The following is a 17,675-nucleotide window of genomic DNA, read 5'->3' on the forward strand; positions in this document are numbered from 1 at the left end:
TCAAACACTCGCTACTACTCATGATTCGATTCACCTCCGTGCTTACCACCATCAGTCTGTGGTGGAGTTGATACTTGGCGAGGGGTTGTTGGATTAGTCTTCATAGATGGCTCTGGAGGTGTGTCTGCTGAACGGCCTGGCAACTCAGTCTGAGACTGGGCTTTCGGATCGAAGTCGATCACTGCCGTCTCGTCTTCCATCGCTCGAACTTCGATTCCGCGCCACTCACCGTCGACGCCGACGAGTGCCTCCGAATAGCCCGTCCGATCATTGCCAGGGACGGCCTCCTGGACGAAGCGCATCTGTGCCGAGTTGAGCCCGAACTCGTTGGCCCACTCACGATCCATCCCGTCGAGGTGGTGGAACTGCTTGATCGCACACTGGTCGATGATCGCCTCAGACTCTGGATGCTGGAAGAACTCGTCGACGGTCTGGGTGACGAGGCGAATCGAGAGGTTGTGATGGCGGTGATGACGGAAGACGATCTCAAGGTACTCGAGACTCGCCGCATCCTGCATGATGTAGCGTGCCTCGTCGATGACGAAGACCACCTCTTTGTCCGTCTCCTTCGCACGCTCGTAGACCAACGAAATCAACAACTGCATGATAAGACTCGTGCTTCCACCGAGACTGCCCTCCTGCTGGGCGAGATCGAGATAGATCACCTTCTCATCGCGGATATCGAATTCAGTCTCTCGGCCCAGATTCTCGTACCGGCCGTCTTCTGCGAACGGGCGAAGCTGATCGATGAGCCACGTCGCATCTTCCCCAATTTTCGTCGCTTCCTCGTCAGTCCGCACGACGTACTCCGTTGGCGTCTCGACCATCTTTTCGAGGATATCGAGGACGTCCCGCATCGTCGGGCTCTCATTGTGATGCGTCGCAATATCATCGGTGATCCCGTTGCGTGAATAGGCACGCTCGATCGCGGTCTCCAACGTTGTCCGGCGGTCACCGAGTGTGATTCCCCGAAGCGCGAAGTAGTTCGAGAGGAAGCTCATCACACTATCGAGCTTTTCACGGTATGGGCTGGCGTCCTTCCCCATTGCCCGTTGGACACGCTCGGGAGTCGGCTTGATCTCGAGCGGGTTCAGCCCCATATCCCCGCCGATCGTGATTCGTTCGCCACCGAGGGCTTCGGCGACACCGGCCCAGTTGTTCAGTGGCTCGAGGATGATCCCGATACGGTCCTCGCTTTGCTCGATTGAGCGGATGAAGTTCTGCTTCGAGCCGAACGATTTCCCAGATCCTGGGTCACCGATCGTAAACATCGCATAGCCGTTCTCTCGAGCGAACGGATCGATGACGACCGGGCTTTGGTTCTTCCAGTGAACGCCGAACTCGACGCCACCGTCCTCGAGAATCGTGGCATTGTGTGGCGACGCGAGAAGTGCACCGACTGCACCACCGAGTGCTGTGGCCTCTCGACCGAACGGGTTGGGACCGATCGGAGCTGCAGCCTGGATGGCGAGGTCTTGTTTGCAAATTGCTGTCTTCGGCGAGAGTCCAGCGGGTTGTTCACGAAGCCGGCTCCGAACCGTCCGGACGGCGTCACGAAGCTCGTTACGAGAATCAGCTCGTACCGTGATGAACATGCCTTGCTTGAACACCCGACTCCCGTTCTCGACGCTCTTGTACGTCGAGAGTGCCTCATTGGCTCGTTCCTGGAGATAGCTCCCACGGACAGTGCGCTCGAGGTCAGCATCGGCCTGGAGGTCGTCAGCCACTCGCTGGAGTTCGTCCCGAGCTTGTTGCTGACTCTTTGGTGTGATATGAACCGTCAGATCGAACTCGACGTCCGTGAGCTCGAAGAGTTCGGTCAGATAGCCGTCTTTCGGGTAATCCGGATAATCTGCGATGTAGAGCGTGGACGTCCACTGATCACCGACGCGAGCGGTTCGCGTATCCCACTCGATTGCCGCCGGCGCGACGACGTGTTGGTGATGTTCGGCAATGTCATCGAGGATCTGACCTTCCTCGAGGCCGTCTTCGACGGTCGTCTCCTCGAGGAGATCGGCGAGTTCGACTTCTTCGACGTCCTCGGCTTGCCAGCGGCCCCATGCCAGCTTCACGAGAAGCGTGAACAATGCCGTTGCACCGATATAGAGGGCAAGCCCAGCTTGTGTCCCTGGATCGGGAAGTGCGTCGATCACTGATCGACCCTCCGTTGATGGTCGATCACTGGATGCTCACGAATCGCGTCAGACCCGTCGTCGTACTCGTGTTCCTCGCCGTTCCAGAAGTCCATCGAGAGAACGAACAGTTCGACTGTCGTCAGTCGATGAGCCGACCACCCTGCTGCCTTTTGGATAAACTCCGTCTGGAGACCGTGGCAGCGGTTCTCGAGTTTTTCGAACATGGCCGCCCGGATCTCCGCGTCAGTCATGTCGTTGCGACGGGTCACGAACGGATTGAACAGGAAGCCAACCACCGGAAACGAGGTGAGCTTCTCTGCAGGGGATTGTTCGTCCTGGTACCGGTCGTAGACCTCGAACGGATCGACTTCGACGCCGATGAAATAGCGTACCTGCTGGGTCCCCTTGAGGTCTCGCGGGCGTTGCTCGCGATACTCCTCGAGCAGCTCCTTGAAGATCGGGTTCTGCTTGACGTCGCTGTCAGTGAGCCGCCCATCGATTCGCTCAATCAGCTTCTCGACTGGGAACGACCGAGTCGTGGCGTGGAATTTGAGCGTGAAGTCGAGTTCCTTGTTCGCGAACTCTTCGCCGAGTTGCTGAATCTGTGCCCAATCACCGGACATCGCGAAGTCCATGTTCCCGGAATCGATCTCGAGGTAGGCTTCCATCGCGCCATCTGAGCGCTCGATTGCACCGGCACCAGGCCACGCTCGCCTGATGTTCGTGAGGTCCTGTGTTCGCTCGTCCGGTTTGAACGGTGTATAGCTCACGAGCCCGCCTTCGGTACTCGCTTCAGTGGACTCTGCTGTGGCCTCCGTGCTGTAGGTGAACCGAGGCCGCTTGCAGTAGTGGCGGTAGACGTCTCCCAGCCACGTCGACGCCGGGAGGTGGCTGGGTGACGCGTAGACGATCGATCCACCAAGGACAACACCGAGTAAGACGAACGGTAAGATCGCACCATCGAGTCCCGTAAGGCCACCAAAGAGGAGACCAGCGATTGGGAAACCGAGGAGCACGTAGACGTCTCCCTCCTCGATGTTCAGAATCGGTATGCGACTCTCTTCACCCAGTTCGTTCATGATTCGCCGGCCCGCTGCGTCGTGATCTCGAGTCATTCAGTAGTACCCCGGATCGTTCTCAGTTCGACGATACGTCGGGACGCCTTCCTGGCCGTACGCGTCTGTCGCAATGTTATCGTGGTCGGTTCGTCCTCCACTACCGTTGCTCGAGTTGCCAGATTGGGATGAGCCACTACGCTGGCGCATCCTTGACGCAGCAGAATACCCCACAGCGGCTTTCGGCCCCCATGTAGCAGTTGTGGCTGCCGCAGCGGGACCAGCGACGACACCAGCACCAATAGCTGCTCCTGCTGTGACTCCAACCTTGGTCGTAGTGCCGATGATCTTTGTCGTCATCGGGCTGGCGTACTTGAACAGCTTCCAGACGATGATGATCGAGAGAAGCGGCAGTGTAACCGCGATGAGATAGCTCAGGAACGAACTGTCCGGAACAAGTGCTGATTCTGTTCCTTCACCGAATAGCAGTTCGTACCCCTTGAATAGAAGCGCTACTGGGATTGGCATGATTGCAAGCGGAACGAATTTCATACAGACTGTTCTCGCAATATGTGAGACAACAGGAAGATTTCCGTAGACCAGTGCAATACCGATCGGCATTGCGTAGATGAAAATGTACAGCAAGATTTCACGCAGGAAAAACAGCGCTTGAAGAATCCACATCGCTACAGCGCCAACTCCTGTAAGGAAGAGAGCAAGTAGTGGGTTTGAAACAGTCAACAAAAGCAGACCGGTCATTGCATCAGTAACCGCTGAAATGTCGGGAATGAGTGCAATTGTGAACCCATCAACAAGATAGAGGGCTAACACGGCGATCCAATACCAAGTTACAATCAAGAAGCCACCCGTCCAAGCGCTCCGTTTCGTTTTTCGAGTCTCGTATGCGCTTCCAACGTTGAAAATTCGGATGGTGTGTCGCCCTTGGACGCACATCACGAGCAATAACAAGGCCACAAGCATGATCTCGCCCGCAACGAGGCTACCGTGGATTTGTTCCCACGGTATGTTTGATGGCTGGCCAAACACAAAGGCACCGTCCGTCTCGGGTGTAGGTGTTCCAAAAACCTGAGCCGTGACTGTCTCGTATCCGTCTGTCAGTCCTTCCTGAAACCACTCAATTAGCTTGTCAATCGCATCTTCAAACCACTTAATCCCGATATCAGAGAGAGACCAAGCTAACATCATGCACCCTCCTCAATTTCGAGCTGGCAATCGCCGGAGTCTGTACCGGAGTAGCGAATGAAATATCCTCGCGTCAGATCCACAGCCTCGTGTGTAGCGAAAAGACGTACAATGAATTCTCCATCCTCTCCAACTGAGTCGCATTTCGCTCGTGCATTGACAGGTAAAAATGGTCGGGTGTTGCTATAGATGACCACGGTCTCAGCAGCAGGGATCGTTATCGACTCAGCATCCGCTCCAAAGTCGTTCTCTGGATCATAGATGCCACTATCCCCAGATTCATCGAAATCGTCTGGCGTTGGGAACGGGATATCTCCTTCAAATCGAAGTGCAGTAACTGCAGTTGGACCAGTTCCCTCATTAGTCACAGAAAGAATTGCTTCTGCTTCCGTTCTAGAATCACTGGCGCCCTCATACATCTCTTCGGGATAATCCCTCCCCATTCTAAGTTCCGTCAGATCAAGATCCGGCTCGAGCGTAGTCGACGTCGTCTCAACGGTCTCCTCGTCTGCAAGCCCAATGAGTTCGTATTCGCCAATAGGATAGTCCGTCCCGATCTCGAGCGTTGTTCGGGACACCCCCGATTCAATCGTTTGGTGGGCAAACAGCTCGCCAGAGGGATCGATGAGATTCAGCTGATCAACCGCATCCCGTTCGAGTTCAACCACGAGCTCGAGTCCTTCGACCGCGACGCTCTGGAGAACGCCTCCACTGGAGTTTGTCGACGAATCATCGTCATCAGAATCACTCAACGCAGAACAACCAGCAAGTCCAGTAGTGATCCCGACGAGTATGCTTCCAAGAACGGTGCGTCTATCGAGTGATGTCTGTTGAATTGTCATAGCGTGTCTCTCATTTTCAAGAACGAGCCGATCCGCTTCGCTGCGTACAGGGCGACCGCAAAGGGAATGGCATACCGAATAAGATCGACTAACAGTGTAAACCACCCCGTCGGGGTGGCCAACGGATGCCACGTTTCTGTGGCTGTATCACCGATATAGGCTGGATTGTGCGAGCGCCATGAACCGGGGTGGTACTCTGCGGTGTAGATGCCCGGCTGGTAGACAGTTACCTCTGCGATACCAGCTGCGTTCGTTCGCACCACCTGATCGCCGATCGTAATGTAGCCCTCGCGCGAAGCAGCGCCAATCAGTGAGAATCGAGGATCGTCGAACGGGCTCTCGAGCATGATCGGCGCTCCCGTCTCAGCATCGCGAAGTTCGATCTGCAAGGTCACTGCAGTCGCATTCGATTCGATGATCTCGACAGAAAGATCACTCTCGCGTATCTCCCGTTCCGACCCTCCATCGGGTTCAATGATTTCCGCAGAGACACCGCGGACAATCCCGTCGACCCTAATAGCATCTCGATCGATGCCATCGTATCGGAGAGCAAGACCGGAGGAACGGGTGTACGTCCCAGAGACGACGTCAATCTCGACGTTCTCATGAATCGTCGGTTCTGGAGACGAACTCTCTGTCCCCCAGACTTCGAGGATTTCGGGCCCGTCGCGTATGGGTTCCGAACGCGGGCCTAGCTCAGATGGATACGCGTGGACGTATACGGGTAGAGCGTCAGATTGTATCGTCTCTTGACCGTCTCGACTCGAGTGTATGAGATCGTCCCAGTTGGTGTCTCGAGCCGTGTAATATCGCCACACCCCACGGACGTTCGCCTCACCATCATCCGAAAGCGTGTATCCATGCCACGGTTGAGTCTGATAGATGGCAACACCGCTGTCGCCGTTTGGATACGAAGCGTGGTAGATCGATGCCCGTAGATCGTAGACCTCCACATCGAGATCCTGGGAGACGGTCACCTGATCAGTGATGACCTCCGTCTCGTTGCCACGATCGCGCTCAACTCGAGCGCTGATATCCGCCTCGAGTGTGAGTGTTGCCGGGCCACCTCGGTCGAACGCATATTCGAATGTTGGAGTGTGCGTTCCTCCTACGGTATCGACGACGTCGTCATTGTGTAAGAGGCGGACTTCGTCGATTCCGTGGTTCTGCATGGATGAGTTGCTGTCGAGGCGAACGCGATAATCGACGAATCCACTGAGTTCGCCTTCCGGAGCGATGTAGTGAACCGTCTCGTTCGCATCGAGATGTGTTCTCGTCGACGGCTGGATCGCGAACGTCGTCGCGTGTGCATCGGCGATGAGGGCCGAGTTCGAGAGTTCTGCATGCGTGGGATAGATCGAAGTCTCTGTATCGCCACCCTCGAGTGACTCGTAATCGTATGCCGTCCAGCGTTCAGCGGTATCTGGGGGCTCTTTGAACGTAATATCTGTACAGTTGCCGAGTTCCTGCATGGCCGTTCGCTGCTCATCGTATCGCTCCTCGTATTCGGCAGCACTGAGACACTCATTCGATTCTTTCGACCAGAGCGTCGCCGTCTCGTTGACGTCTAAGTCACTGTCGTCAGTGCCCGGTCGTGGTGGAGAGTCGGCACTCACGGCAGTCACCCCTGCGAACGCGAGCGTGACGGCAACGAGAGCGAGCACCGAAACCATGTGAGGGCGAATGTGATGCACGAGCGGAGTGAATCAAAGACCATCCAGAGTGTGGCGTTGAGTTACCACGGGACGAGATCGACACACTCAGCGAGTGGAAGCCCCATTGCCGATCCAGCAACCGTATACAGCGGTCCGAGGATCACGAGGATAACTGCAGACTTCATCGCCGTCCGTTTGTGCTGCTTGAGGCTCTTTTTCTGCTCAATGTTCATCGTGAACATCTCGACCAGTGAATCAGCCTGCCAGACCACAACCAGTCCCATAATCCCGAGTGCAGTCGTGATCTGGAAGAATCCAGAGATCATGTCTGGCAAGCCTTCAGCGTCACAAACGACGCTATCCTGAGCTAAGACAGGATCCACGGCGACAAGCGAGAGAACAAGGAACGATGCGAGACCGCCACGTACCACTCGCTGTCGAAGGGCAATGGAATTCTGTTGTTCATCAGTAGGAGGATCTCTTGCTGTCATTGAGAGACCTGACCTCTACTAGATCCGAATTGGCCAATCTCGCTGTGTAGAATTGCGGTGAAACTACTGTTCAACGGGAGGTGCCGACTCCAACCTGTTCGAGAGAATTTTTGATTTCGATTCCCCAAGTTGCTCATTGATTATCGAACGGCGATCTATCGAGATAGAGCATATATCTTCTGTATTTCTTAAATGGTTCTAGGAATTGATTGATTTGTCGCACATATTTCCAGCCAGTCAAGAAAATAGAAGGAGATAATGAAAGTCAAATTTTCTTGTATTTGAGACCATAGTTACCCCACAGATTGAAGAAGTTACCTCGAGTGGGGTAACTATGAACGACGGCCCAACAATGCCACCCACACCAGAGTTACCAGACTATATTCTCGACCCACTTAAGAGTCAATCACCAGAGCGACTCGATGTGATTTCGGAGTATGCTGACAACCTCGCAGCCTGGAAACGAGAGAAGCGTAATCACGAACTTGATCAGAAGCGGACAGAAGAAGAAGTAGATGCAGACGAACTCAAGAATCTCGAAGGTCGTGATGTCTCTACTGATCCAAAAGACTACGAAAAAGTTCCTACGAGCGGAGCTTACATTACCGTCAAGGAGACCAAACCTGGCTATCACTATTATTATTGGCAATGGCGTGATGGCGAATCGTGGAAAAACGAGTACATTGCACCAGTAAGTCCAAAATAGGCTTCCGACAGACGATTGTGAGGATACTACTCAATTCAATGCAGGAAAATAGGAGCTAACAAATGAGAAGGAACAACCAGTAGGGGATAGAACAGAGTTTGACACCATCATACTCGACGACAAGTGAACCAGACTTCGTCACTTCCTTTGGTAAGCTATCGGTGATAATAAACCGATAAGGCGCTTCATAATTGAGATCGCGAAGTTCTTCCCCACCGGGTATCGGATGTTTCCCAACCGATGGGTCAAATTCTGCTGCGATTTCGTCGGCATTTCCAGCATGTGGATGATAGGAGAGAACGAACGGGACAACTAACCCATCCTCATTGTGGAGGATGTAATCGACCGTCCCTGACTCAGTTTCGAAGTATTCGACCTGTGGGTCCTTGTCATCTGAGCCGCCAACCCTCCACGCCAGTCGTTTTGCATGGTCAAACGCGACGGTTCGAGCTAGCTTGTACTCAAACTCGTGATTGAGCGACCGGGTCTTCTCATATGTTTCAAATCCGTGGTGCTCCTGACGCTGAGACAGAAGTACAACGTGGCGCGGATTCCGAAGATAAAGTCGAGTACGACGGTGACGTTGAAGTGAGAAGTCGTGGGATTCCGAAACTGAGAGTCCGTCATCCAGCACGGATAAGTACGAGTCAACAGTCCGACGGTCAACCTCTAATTGATCACTGATGTCCGTATATCTGAGTTCATTCCCTGCCTGGCTCGCAGCTAATGAAGCGACCCGATGGAGGTTCTCTGGTCGTTGAATCGATTCATACTCTGCGAGTTCCTTGTAGAGATACAAGAGGAGATGAGATCGGATAAGTTCGTTTTTGACTGGGGTTTCCTTAGCGCGTAGGAAGATTCCCCCTTTCTGCAGGTACTCACGAGCAGCCTCATACAGCCCATCTCGTTCAACATCCGAGAAAACCTCAAAGTAAAGCTGATTCAACGAAGCGACCGCGTCGTCCAAGTCATCCGATTCAGACAAATTACTACGAACATCCTTTATCAGCGACTCACCATCCATACTCCTCGTTTGATGAGACTCCACTCGAAGAGCAAAATCAGAGTCTGTCTCGATTAACGCAGAATCATCATATGCCCCCTGCTTGATTGTGTCTATGAACTTCATCGGCAACATCGCACGAGGATAATTGAGTTTGGGCTCGCTCGAAGCCGAGATACCACGCAGATCGACCTGCGATTCTACAATACCGGTCAGCAGTAGATAGGTATCATCGTCTACGAGATCCAGAAGCGCACTCTGTTCATTTTCATCGAGTCGCAGAGCACCGATATCGTCGAGGATGATGTACTTGCGGCCTCGGCGGGGAGCCACATGGGAACGGAAGTAGTCGATAACGTTTTCTAATTTTTCCACAGCACTGCTCGAAGGTTCGAGATGGTAGAGAGAATCCTCAAGAGGAACATAGAGGATCTGACGTGGATCAACAGACCCAACGATATCTAAATCACGGTGACCTGGAGAGAATTCGACAATGTCTGAATGAAGGATTGCAGCAATGAATTGTTGAAGAAGCGTCGTCTTCCCGATTCCCGTTGGCCCATAAATTGGATATACGAGACTCTCGGCTCCGTTCTCTCGCTCCTCGTCAATTGACTGAAGAACCTTGAGTAAATCCGATCGAGGGTCTAGAGAAGCGATTTCCTCTAACTCAGATAATGAACCACCATCTGTATCCCACCATTCGTTGTGCCATTCAGCATCTGCAATGAAATCAGAACCATCAGATGGGTCTGTCATATAGGAACTTCACTCTGGCATAGTATAAATATGTACCATCTGAATGATCCAATTTTCAGTTTTAGCGTAGCACGAACGTTCTTGTAGGTGGGATGTGAGACCTTTCAGTATGATGTATATTCATTCAGCAAGATCCTCTTTCGGAGTGTATCCTAATTCAGACTCAAGCGCTCAGATAACGGGAATCTGGAGCAGTTCGAAACCCATCACGGAAGGACAGGTGAACCTATGGGGTGTCAAGCGTGTCTGAGGTACAGTACTTTGATGGGACTTTGATTACCGTATCATTTGGCACTGGAGATCTCATATCCACAGTAATTGAACAGTATGAGTCATTGCTCAACGAATACGGCCCAGAGGACATCCTCGTCATCACTGGGTCGCCGACTAGCATAGATACGTTTCGGGACGAACTCGAAGATACAGCACCCGGTGCAGCAGTCCCGCGAGTAACGTCCTTAGTCGTTCAAGCGACCGACGTCGTAAACCAGACCGATGACCGGGCGATCCTCTCCGACGCGATTCGTCGCGAACTCGTCCATCGGTTCCTCGAAGATCAAGAGTGGGACAGCGAGCATTTCCAGCGTGCAGCCGAACAACCCTCCTTCCTGAGTGATATCGCCCAGCTCATGGAAACTATCACGTGGCAGGATGTTTCCTTTGAGAAGACACCAGAGCTAGTTGAAGTTGCAGAACTCGTGGAAGCGTTCCACAAATGGCTCAACGAACATGACCACCTGGAACGCGGCCAGCTAATCACTGAGGCGAATGCGGCGCTGTCGGAGACCGAGAAACGAGACGACGTAGTGGATGTCGAGGCGATCCTCGCTGTCGAGTTCGAGGAATTCTTGCCGCTTGACCGTCGCTATCTCGCTACCTTAGCAAATGGGCTGGAACTCGTATGTGTAGCAGAAGAGAACGCAAGTGTTCGGCGTACATGGATCGAGCCGGGACCAATTACTGACTACGTCTCATTTTCGAGGACAGAGTCTACTGCAAGGACAGCGCCCCAATCTCGTCCGGATGCGACGGGTGCGTACCTAGCGAATGAAACCGTTCACGAAGATCCCGAGGCGGGGGAGGTGAATGTCATTCCGACAGAAACCGCCGACGAACAGATCAAGAAAGTCGCCGATGAAATCGAGCGGCTTAGAGATCGAGAGAACTGGGAGTACGAGGATTTCGCCGTCGCACTGAAACAGAGCGGTTCCGCAGTAATCGAGACGCTTCGTGCCTTCCACCAGACAGGGGTTCCGACAGAGTCCTCGACTGTCACGGGGTTCGGCGATGACCCTGCTATTCGAGAGCTACTACAAGTCGTTCGCTATCTGGCAGCCGATGATGACGATACTCGAATAGAGCTGCTGGAAGCCTCGGTCTTAGACGAATCGATTCTGGCCTCTATCGAGCAGATGGAGGGCCTCTCGAGTCCGCTCCGACGGTGGGCAACCGAGTCAAACATGAAGGTTCGAATTGCTGAGGAGACGTCCCCACTGAACGTTCGTTCCCAATTCGGGAACGTTCGGCGGGCGTTCGCTATGGCGGAGTTCGTAGAAGACACGTCGTTCATCGAAACGACCTGGAAGTCGTTCGCCTCGATGCTCGAACGGGCTCACGAGTATGCCCCTCAACAGAACCAAACAAGTTCGACCGAACTTGACAGAGGTGTCCGAGTCGATCACTTACAGGCGATTAAAAACGGAACCTTCCGAGCAGTCTTTTTGTTGGACATCGTCGACGAAGAGTACCCTGGATCTCCTTCCCTGACTCGGTTGTTCTCCCAAGAACGCCTCTCAGAGATGCCGGACTATCCGGGCGTAACACAGGTCGAGGCAGAAGATGTCACCAACACCTTCCCGACGTCCTCGACAGCGTCAAGCCGCTCGTTCCGACGATACCATGCAGAGCACGCGCGGCGGCGGCTCGCCATCGGAGCAACCGCTGCTGGCGACCGCCTGTACTTCTGTCTGTACAGTCACAAAGACACCGCACTGGAAGAGCGTGCTCAGCCGTCGCGGTTTCTCACGGACGCTTATCGGCAGTTGCCGTGGGTGAAAGAGGCGACAGAATCAGAGATCAGGAGCGAGCGAAGAGCGGAAGAATACCTGCTCTCTCGGATCGACAACGCCCTTGCAGACGTCCGTCGCTCTCACAGCCAGGATGTGACGGTCTCTCTCGACGAGGTCGAAGCTGAGCTTTCGGAGATTCAGCACCTCATCAGTGAAAGCGGAACCCGTGGCGAGCAGCTTCGGGATGCGCTGCAAGCACGTATCGAGTTCGCTGCCGGAGGGATTCGTCGTGACTGACGTTACCTTCCTTTCGCCGTCGCGTCTTGCGACCTACGCGGACTGCCAGCGGAAGTTCGATTATGAGTACGTACAGAAGGTCAACACCCCAGAGAAGACACGGTTGTACCTGAATCAGGGGCGTGCCTATCACGGAACAATCGAGGTTGTCTGTGAAGCAACTAGTCCAGAAGATGACGCCCAGCTCATCTACGATCGGGCAGTAGAGGCATTCCCGGAGCAATGGAGAGAGCATATCGACCCGGATGAGTACGCCTCCAGCGCCCACCAGGAATACCAGCGCCTCGAAAATCTAGAGGCTATCAAGACCTTTTTTGACCCGGATGGTGGCCACGGCATTGATCACGCTCGTCAATCGATCGCGACGGAGAAGTGGCTCGAATGTGTTGAGAACGGCCTCGGACTGCGCGGGAGAGCCGACAACATCCTCCGTACTGACGAAGGTCTCCATGTCATCGATTACAAGCGGAACCTCAATGACGTGATCACGTCGTATACTGCGAGCGTCCTCGAGGATCACCTAAACGGAACGGATCATGACCCGAAGAGAGTCAGGAACGCATTTCAGTCGGCCACATACATCGAGGGCGTCAAACAGTCTGACCTCTACGAGGATGGGATGAATGTTCGATTCAGTTTCTACGGTCTCCTGAATCGGACGTCGTTCGAAAGCACACCAGACGGATACGAAATCTCTGTACGGGGCTATCCACGCGATACGACGGACATCTACGAAGAGTATCATGACACGATATGGAATCTCCTGCGACGTGCACACGAAGGGATTACGAACGGTTCTCACGACCCAGATCCATTTCCACTCATTCACGATGAGGCCTGTCCCGACTGCACGTTCCGAGAGATGTGCGTAGAATCTCTCGCGGAGGGGGTGCAGCGATGAGCGACGACGTGCCTGACTGGCTCCCAACCATCGAAGACGATGAGGATCCGAAGCCACAGCAGCGGACGATAATCGAGTCGGAGCGGTATCCTATGCGAGTACTCGCGGGTGCGGGTACTGGAAAGACGTTCACGATGGTCCGGAAAATCGAGACTCTCATCGATGAACACGGGGTCTCTCCGGATCGGATTCTCGCGTTGACCTTCACCAACAACGCCGCTGATTCGATGCGTGAGAAACTCAATGCAAAACTCGGACCAGCAGGTTACGACGTCGACGCGTACACATACCACTCTATCTGCAACGAGATACTGACGGACTATGCCTATGACGCGGGATTAGATCCAGACTTCGAGATCGCAACGGATGCTGAAAAGTACGTCATCGTACTCGACGTCCTCGACGAGATCGAATACCGTGCCGTCAAACCCAACGTCTACGGCCCAGATTCATACGGGAGCGGCGTCGCATCGAAACTCCTCTCGTTTATCGGGTCGATGAAGCGAAGTGGGATTTCGCCCGCAGAGATCGAGGAATATCTCGGGTCACCGGAACAAGTCTATGAACTCGATGCTGTGCCAGATCGTATTGAGGAGATTGCAGGCGACCATCTTGGTGGCCGTTCAGTTTCGACCGTCCTCGACGGCATTTCGGATACACGAGCCGACCTCGTCGCAGAACGGGATACCCTCCGCGATGAAGGATTAGAGGCGAGCATCAAAGACTTCCTCAACCGACTCGTTGACCTCTGTGACGCGCTCGAAGTGGCGTTTGAGGAGCATGAGGCTGGTGAGCGGTCACTTCCCGAGGATGCACACAAGCTGCCGAAATATCTGCTTGGAGGGTACAGTAGTGGCGCTCCGAGCGGGATACCAAACGACCTGAAGCTCGAACTGACAGACTATCTCCGAGATGCCCTCAGCGAGTGCAAAACTGCCCTGGATTTGAACGCAGGGTATGAGGCATACGAGCGAGAGCTCGACCGTCGAAATCTGCTTGACTTCGATGGTCTCGTGGTTAAGACAGTAGAGCTGCTCGAGACTGACGTCGGAGAGGGTCTGGGCAACCGATGGGACTACGTTTTCTGTGACGAGTTCCAGGACACTGATCGTCTCCAGTTCGACCTCATTACGTCCCTCGTCTCAGAGGATCGCCTATTCGTCGTGGGCGATGACGACCAAGCAATCTACGAATGGCGCGGCGCGAACGTCGCGAACATCACTGACGAACTCGACGACGTCTTCGGGCCCGATCTCGAAGACGAACCGCTAGAACAGAACTTCCGGTCACGTCAACCTATTCTCGACCTCGCAAATGAAGCACTAGAGCGGTTAGCGGATAGGCGGAGTACCAAAACGCTCACGCGTGTCGACGAACCCGATTTCGACGGAGACACGATCGCAGTTGTGGAGGAAGCCGACGACGAAGGCGACCGAGCTGAACAGTTGGTGACTGTCACCCGAAATCTTCTGAGTGGCGATGCAGAAGCACTAGACCGCGCGTACGATCCAGGGGAGATCGCACTTCTCGTTCGGAATAACGACCACGCAACCCCAATTCTCGAAGGGTTCGACGAGGCAGGAATAACCTATCAGGTTGCGGGAGACCTCTCCACGGAATCAATCGGGGTCGGCACAGTCGTCGCCTATCTAAAGGCGCTGGCTCGTCCCGAAGAAGACGACGTAAGCTGGAACCGGGTACTGACGATGCGTTACCGTCTTACCGACGCTGATCTACGTCGTGTCAATAGCCACGATGACGGTGCATATGCTGGGATATGCAACCAACCCCTCGAAGTATTCGATGAGCCCGATCATATTCAGGAAGTACGAGAACATATTTCCCGCCTCCTCAAACTACGTGAAATAGCCTCCCTCAGCCACCTTTACCGGGAACTCAAACGCCTGACCAACATCGATTGGTACCTTAGCGAGCAAGAGCGTCGTGACCTGGCGCAGCTGGACGAGATTATCGACCAGTATGGAAACGATGCAGTACAGCCCCCACTCACGCCGCAGTTCATCGATTCGCTGCAGCATTATGACTCGCTCCTCGAGGAGAGCGGTTCGGCACCGACAAGTCAGCCAGAACTGGCCGACGACGCGGTCAACGTCATGACCGTTCACAAGAGTAAGGGACTCGACTTTCCCGCGGTTTTGATGCCCCGGTTGACCGCTGACGAGTGGGAACCAGGGTCACGAACCTACGATACATTCGAGTCAGCACTGTCTGAAGGTCCAGAATCAGCGTTCGACAAAGATTTTGTCGCTCAAGATGCCAATGAAGCCCGCAGGATACTCCACGTGGGGATCACCCGCGCCGAAGAGATACTCGTACTCCACGGGAGCAAGGAGGAAGACGACACTGACGACGAAAGGCCCGTACACGATGCTGTCGAGAGCATCCTCCCAGAATCCGTTCCCTGGCGGCCAGGTAGCGGTCATCTCCCGATCTGGCGTGATCTGAAGGAGTGCCTTCCATCGGACCATGCTGATTGGACAGCCTCTCTCGCGAGCACGGTAGTTGGGGACGTCTCTGGGCAAGTGACGTATGGTTCTGAGAAGCTCTCGGCATCAGACGGGCGGGATCGTGTGATCACATTCGGAAACAAGCTCATAAAAGGTTCACTCGATAGAGTACATGAGAACCGACGATTTTCAATTGACGTCCTCACTGGACCAACGACACCAAACCCGGCACTCCAGCACAGTTACACCTCACTTGAGGCCTACGAGGAGTGCCCTCGACAGCACTTCCTAGACTACGTCGTCAACGGGTTCTCCGACTACCGCGAGAACGGCTATGGCGGAGACGGTATCTCACAGCGGATAGTCGGGCTTCTGTTTCACGATACCGCTGAGATCGCTGCGAAGGAACAGGCAGTAGAACGAGCAGAATGGTACGCTATCTGTGAGCGGCTGGCCGGACAACGGCGTGCCACGGATGAATTACCGGTCGCGAAGGAATGCATCGACCGGTATTTCGACCTCGATCTAAGCGGCTGGGAAATCCTCGATGCTGAACGAGAGTTCCAGTTAAAAGTGGATGGCCACAAACTCGTCGGGTTTATCGACGCCGTCTATCGAACCCCGGACAGTGAGCTGGTCGTCATCGACTACAAAGCCACCGAGCGTCACCGAGACATTGAGGAGAACAAGCAGCTGCCACTGTATCTGCTCGCCTGTCGTGACCTCTACGAGGAACCGATTACCCGCGCGGGATATGCCTATGTCGGCGATATCGGTCCGAAAGTCGAGACCCGTTCGTTCGATGAGGGTGAATTAGATTCAGTACAAGCAGCGGTGTCGACGACGATGGATCGAATCGAGGAGACATCGTTCAGCGGGTACGAGACTGGGGAGCACTGTCGATGGTGCCAGCACAGTTCCCTTCCCTGCGGGGAAGAGTGGCATCAAGAAAACGGAGGCCGCTAGTACGTCATCGAGAATGACGGTTGACCGGTCGACCGCTCATCGTCAGCTATAGCGAACAAGGGATGGATATCTGCGAGTGTATAGGTTTCGAGACACGCGTACAGGTTCGAGGCTCGGTTATCTTCGCCTGCTGCGCTAGCCGTTAGCCACGCCTCACCGAAGTATGGAACGTCGCTATTGAATACGGTGGGATCCCCAAGATCGTCAGACGGGGGGTCGCGGTCTTCCTCTCGCATGATTTCCCACTGACTCACGCGCCACGTCTGCGGTTCAAGGCCAGTTTCGTAATCCGTCCAGAGCGTCTTCGGTGCGGGCGATCCAACATGTTCAGCCATATCCTCAAGTGAACCTTCCCCCAGCACCCGATTCTTTGCCGACGAGAGGTCGGCATGGTAGTAGGACTCGAGTGCTGTACGTACCTTCTCTGCCCGTCTAGGCTCACCGATTTCCGCAGCGGCCCGTTCCGCACGACCTACCAATACTGGGAGGTCGAACCACGCACCTCCAAAGGTGATGAGAACATCGACATCCCTCGCATCGAGCCAGTTCACAACCGCCTCAATAGCGTCGAGTTCTGCAGAAGCCGTCTCGTCTTCACGGAAGAGGACTTCAGCCTCAATCTCCTCGCCCGGATTGCCCCGGTATCCAACGCCGGTACAGAGTAGTTCCTGATGATCTGGGTTCGGTGGTTCGAGTTCTCGCTCAGAAACAGTCGTAATCGTCTCGATGTCGAGTGCCGCAATGGCATCGACTGCACCGAGTCGACGAACAATGTCAGTCGTGTCTGAAGGCGACATCTCTGGGCTGCCAGAGAGCTGACGAACCTGCCGATTCCACTTCGCTTTGATACCGATGGTTCCCTGATACACGTCAGGGTTGACGTCATCGAATTCATACCAAGTACCTTCTTCAAAAGAGTAGTCGACAAGATCGCAGTCATCATCGTCGAAAACTGTGAGCTTCACGTGTGTCCCCAACACATCTGAACAGTGGACAAGCTGTGCCCACCAGTCGTGATCTGGGGTTCGTTCGACCTTGTCTACCCGTAATTGAACTGTAAGACCGTACTCGCCATCTCGCTCCGCTGCAACGAGATTATTCGCGGTCAAGGTATCTGGCGCCATAGTAGTTCAAGCAGACTATAGATATAACTACTTTTTGATGTACGTATTACTATAATACTGC

Annotated in this window: 12 protein-coding genes; 4 read left to right on the plus strand and 8 right to left on the minus strand. The window is 54.1% G+C overall.

The window, feature by feature from the left end:
- Positions 1–14 precede the first annotated feature (14 nt).
- The 6 genes from NLK60_RS17750 to NLK60_RS17775 form a co-directional block, all read right to left on the minus strand.
- Positions 15–2,153, minus strand: a complete 2,139-nt coding sequence (locus NLK60_RS17750) for a VirB4 family type IV secretion system protein (RefSeq protein WP_254810732.1) — start codon at positions 2,151–2,153, stop codon at positions 15–17.
- Positions 2,150–3,250, minus strand: coding sequence for a TraC-like domain-containing protein (locus tag NLK60_RS17755; RefSeq protein ID WP_254810733.1), 1,101 nt, complete (start codon positions 3,248–3,250; stop codon positions 2,150–2,152). Before NLK60_RS17755 ends, NLK60_RS17750 begins: the two co-directional genes overlap by 4 nt.
- Entirely contained in the window at positions 3,251–4,396 is a 1,146-nt protein-coding gene (locus NLK60_RS17760) for a TrbL/VirB6 family protein (RefSeq protein WP_254810734.1), read from the minus strand.
- Complete coding sequence (locus NLK60_RS17765; protein ID WP_254810735.1) at positions 4,393–5,235, minus strand: hypothetical protein; 843 nt, start codon at positions 5,233–5,235, stop codon at positions 4,393–4,395. The genes NLK60_RS17760 and NLK60_RS17765 overlap by 4 nt, the downstream gene beginning before the upstream one ends.
- Positions 5,232–6,908: a DUF8186 domain-containing protein gene (locus NLK60_RS17770; RefSeq protein ID WP_254810736.1), complete on the minus strand. Its 1,677-nt coding sequence runs from the start codon at positions 6,906–6,908 to the stop codon at positions 5,232–5,234. Before NLK60_RS17770 ends, NLK60_RS17765 begins: the two co-directional genes overlap by 4 nt.
- Before the next feature lie 62 nt (positions 6,909–6,970).
- Positions 6,971–7,381: a DUF7985 family protein gene (locus NLK60_RS17775; RefSeq protein WP_254810737.1), complete on the minus strand. Its 411-nt coding sequence runs from the start codon at positions 7,379–7,381 to the stop codon at positions 6,971–6,973.
- A 334-nt stretch (positions 7,382–7,715) separates the two neighbouring features.
- Here NLK60_RS17775 and NLK60_RS17780 point away from each other — a divergent pair, with 334 nt between their 5' ends.
- The gene (locus NLK60_RS17780; protein ID WP_254810738.1) at positions 7,716–8,087 is read left to right on the plus strand and encodes a hypothetical protein; all 372 of its coding nucleotides are present in this window, start codon (positions 7,716–7,718) and stop codon (positions 8,085–8,087) included.
- Positions 8,088–8,142: 55 nt separating this feature from the next.
- On the opposite strand, the gene NLK60_RS17785 is transcribed toward NLK60_RS17780, so the two are convergent.
- Positions 8,143–9,849 carry a DUF4143 domain-containing protein gene (locus NLK60_RS17785; protein ID WP_254810739.1) on the minus strand — a complete coding sequence of 569 codons (1,707 nt, stop codon included), beginning with the start codon at positions 9,847–9,849 and terminating at the stop codon, positions 8,143–8,145.
- A gap of 629 nt (positions 9,850–10,478) precedes the next feature.
- On the opposite strand from NLK60_RS17785, the gene NLK60_RS17790 reads away from it, so the two are divergent.
- The 3 genes from NLK60_RS17790 to NLK60_RS17800 are packed head-to-tail and all read left to right on the plus strand — an operon-like array spanning position 10,479 to position 16,490.
- Positions 10,479–12,155 carry a PD-(D/E)XK nuclease family protein gene (locus tag NLK60_RS17790; RefSeq protein ID WP_254810793.1) on the plus strand — a complete coding sequence of 559 codons (1,677 nt, stop codon included), beginning with the start codon at positions 10,479–10,481 and terminating at the stop codon, positions 12,153–12,155.
- The gene (locus NLK60_RS17795; protein WP_254810740.1) at positions 12,103–13,056 is read left to right on the plus strand and encodes a PD-(D/E)XK nuclease family protein; all 954 of its coding nucleotides are present in this window, start codon (positions 12,103–12,105) and stop codon (positions 13,054–13,056) included. Before NLK60_RS17790 ends, NLK60_RS17795 begins: the two co-directional genes overlap by 53 nt.
- Positions 13,053–16,490 carry an ATP-dependent helicase gene (locus tag NLK60_RS17800; RefSeq protein ID WP_254810741.1) on the plus strand — a complete coding sequence of 1,146 codons (3,438 nt, stop codon included), beginning with the start codon at positions 13,053–13,055 and terminating at the stop codon, positions 16,488–16,490. The genes NLK60_RS17795 and NLK60_RS17800 overlap by 4 nt, the downstream gene beginning before the upstream one ends.
- Here the strand turns inward: NLK60_RS17800 and NLK60_RS17805 are convergent.
- On the minus strand, positions 16,487–17,614 hold the full coding sequence (locus NLK60_RS17805; RefSeq protein WP_254810742.1) for a hypothetical protein: 1,128 nt from the start codon (positions 17,612–17,614) through the stop codon (positions 16,487–16,489). The two genes, NLK60_RS17800 and NLK60_RS17805, sit on opposite strands and share 4 nt — an antisense overlap.
- Positions 17,615–17,675: the final 61 nt, after the last annotated feature.

Source organism: Natronosalvus amylolyticus, assembly GCF_024298845.1.
GTDB lineage: Archaea > Halobacteriota > Halobacteria > Halobacteriales > Natrialbaceae > Natronosalvus > Natronosalvus amylolyticus.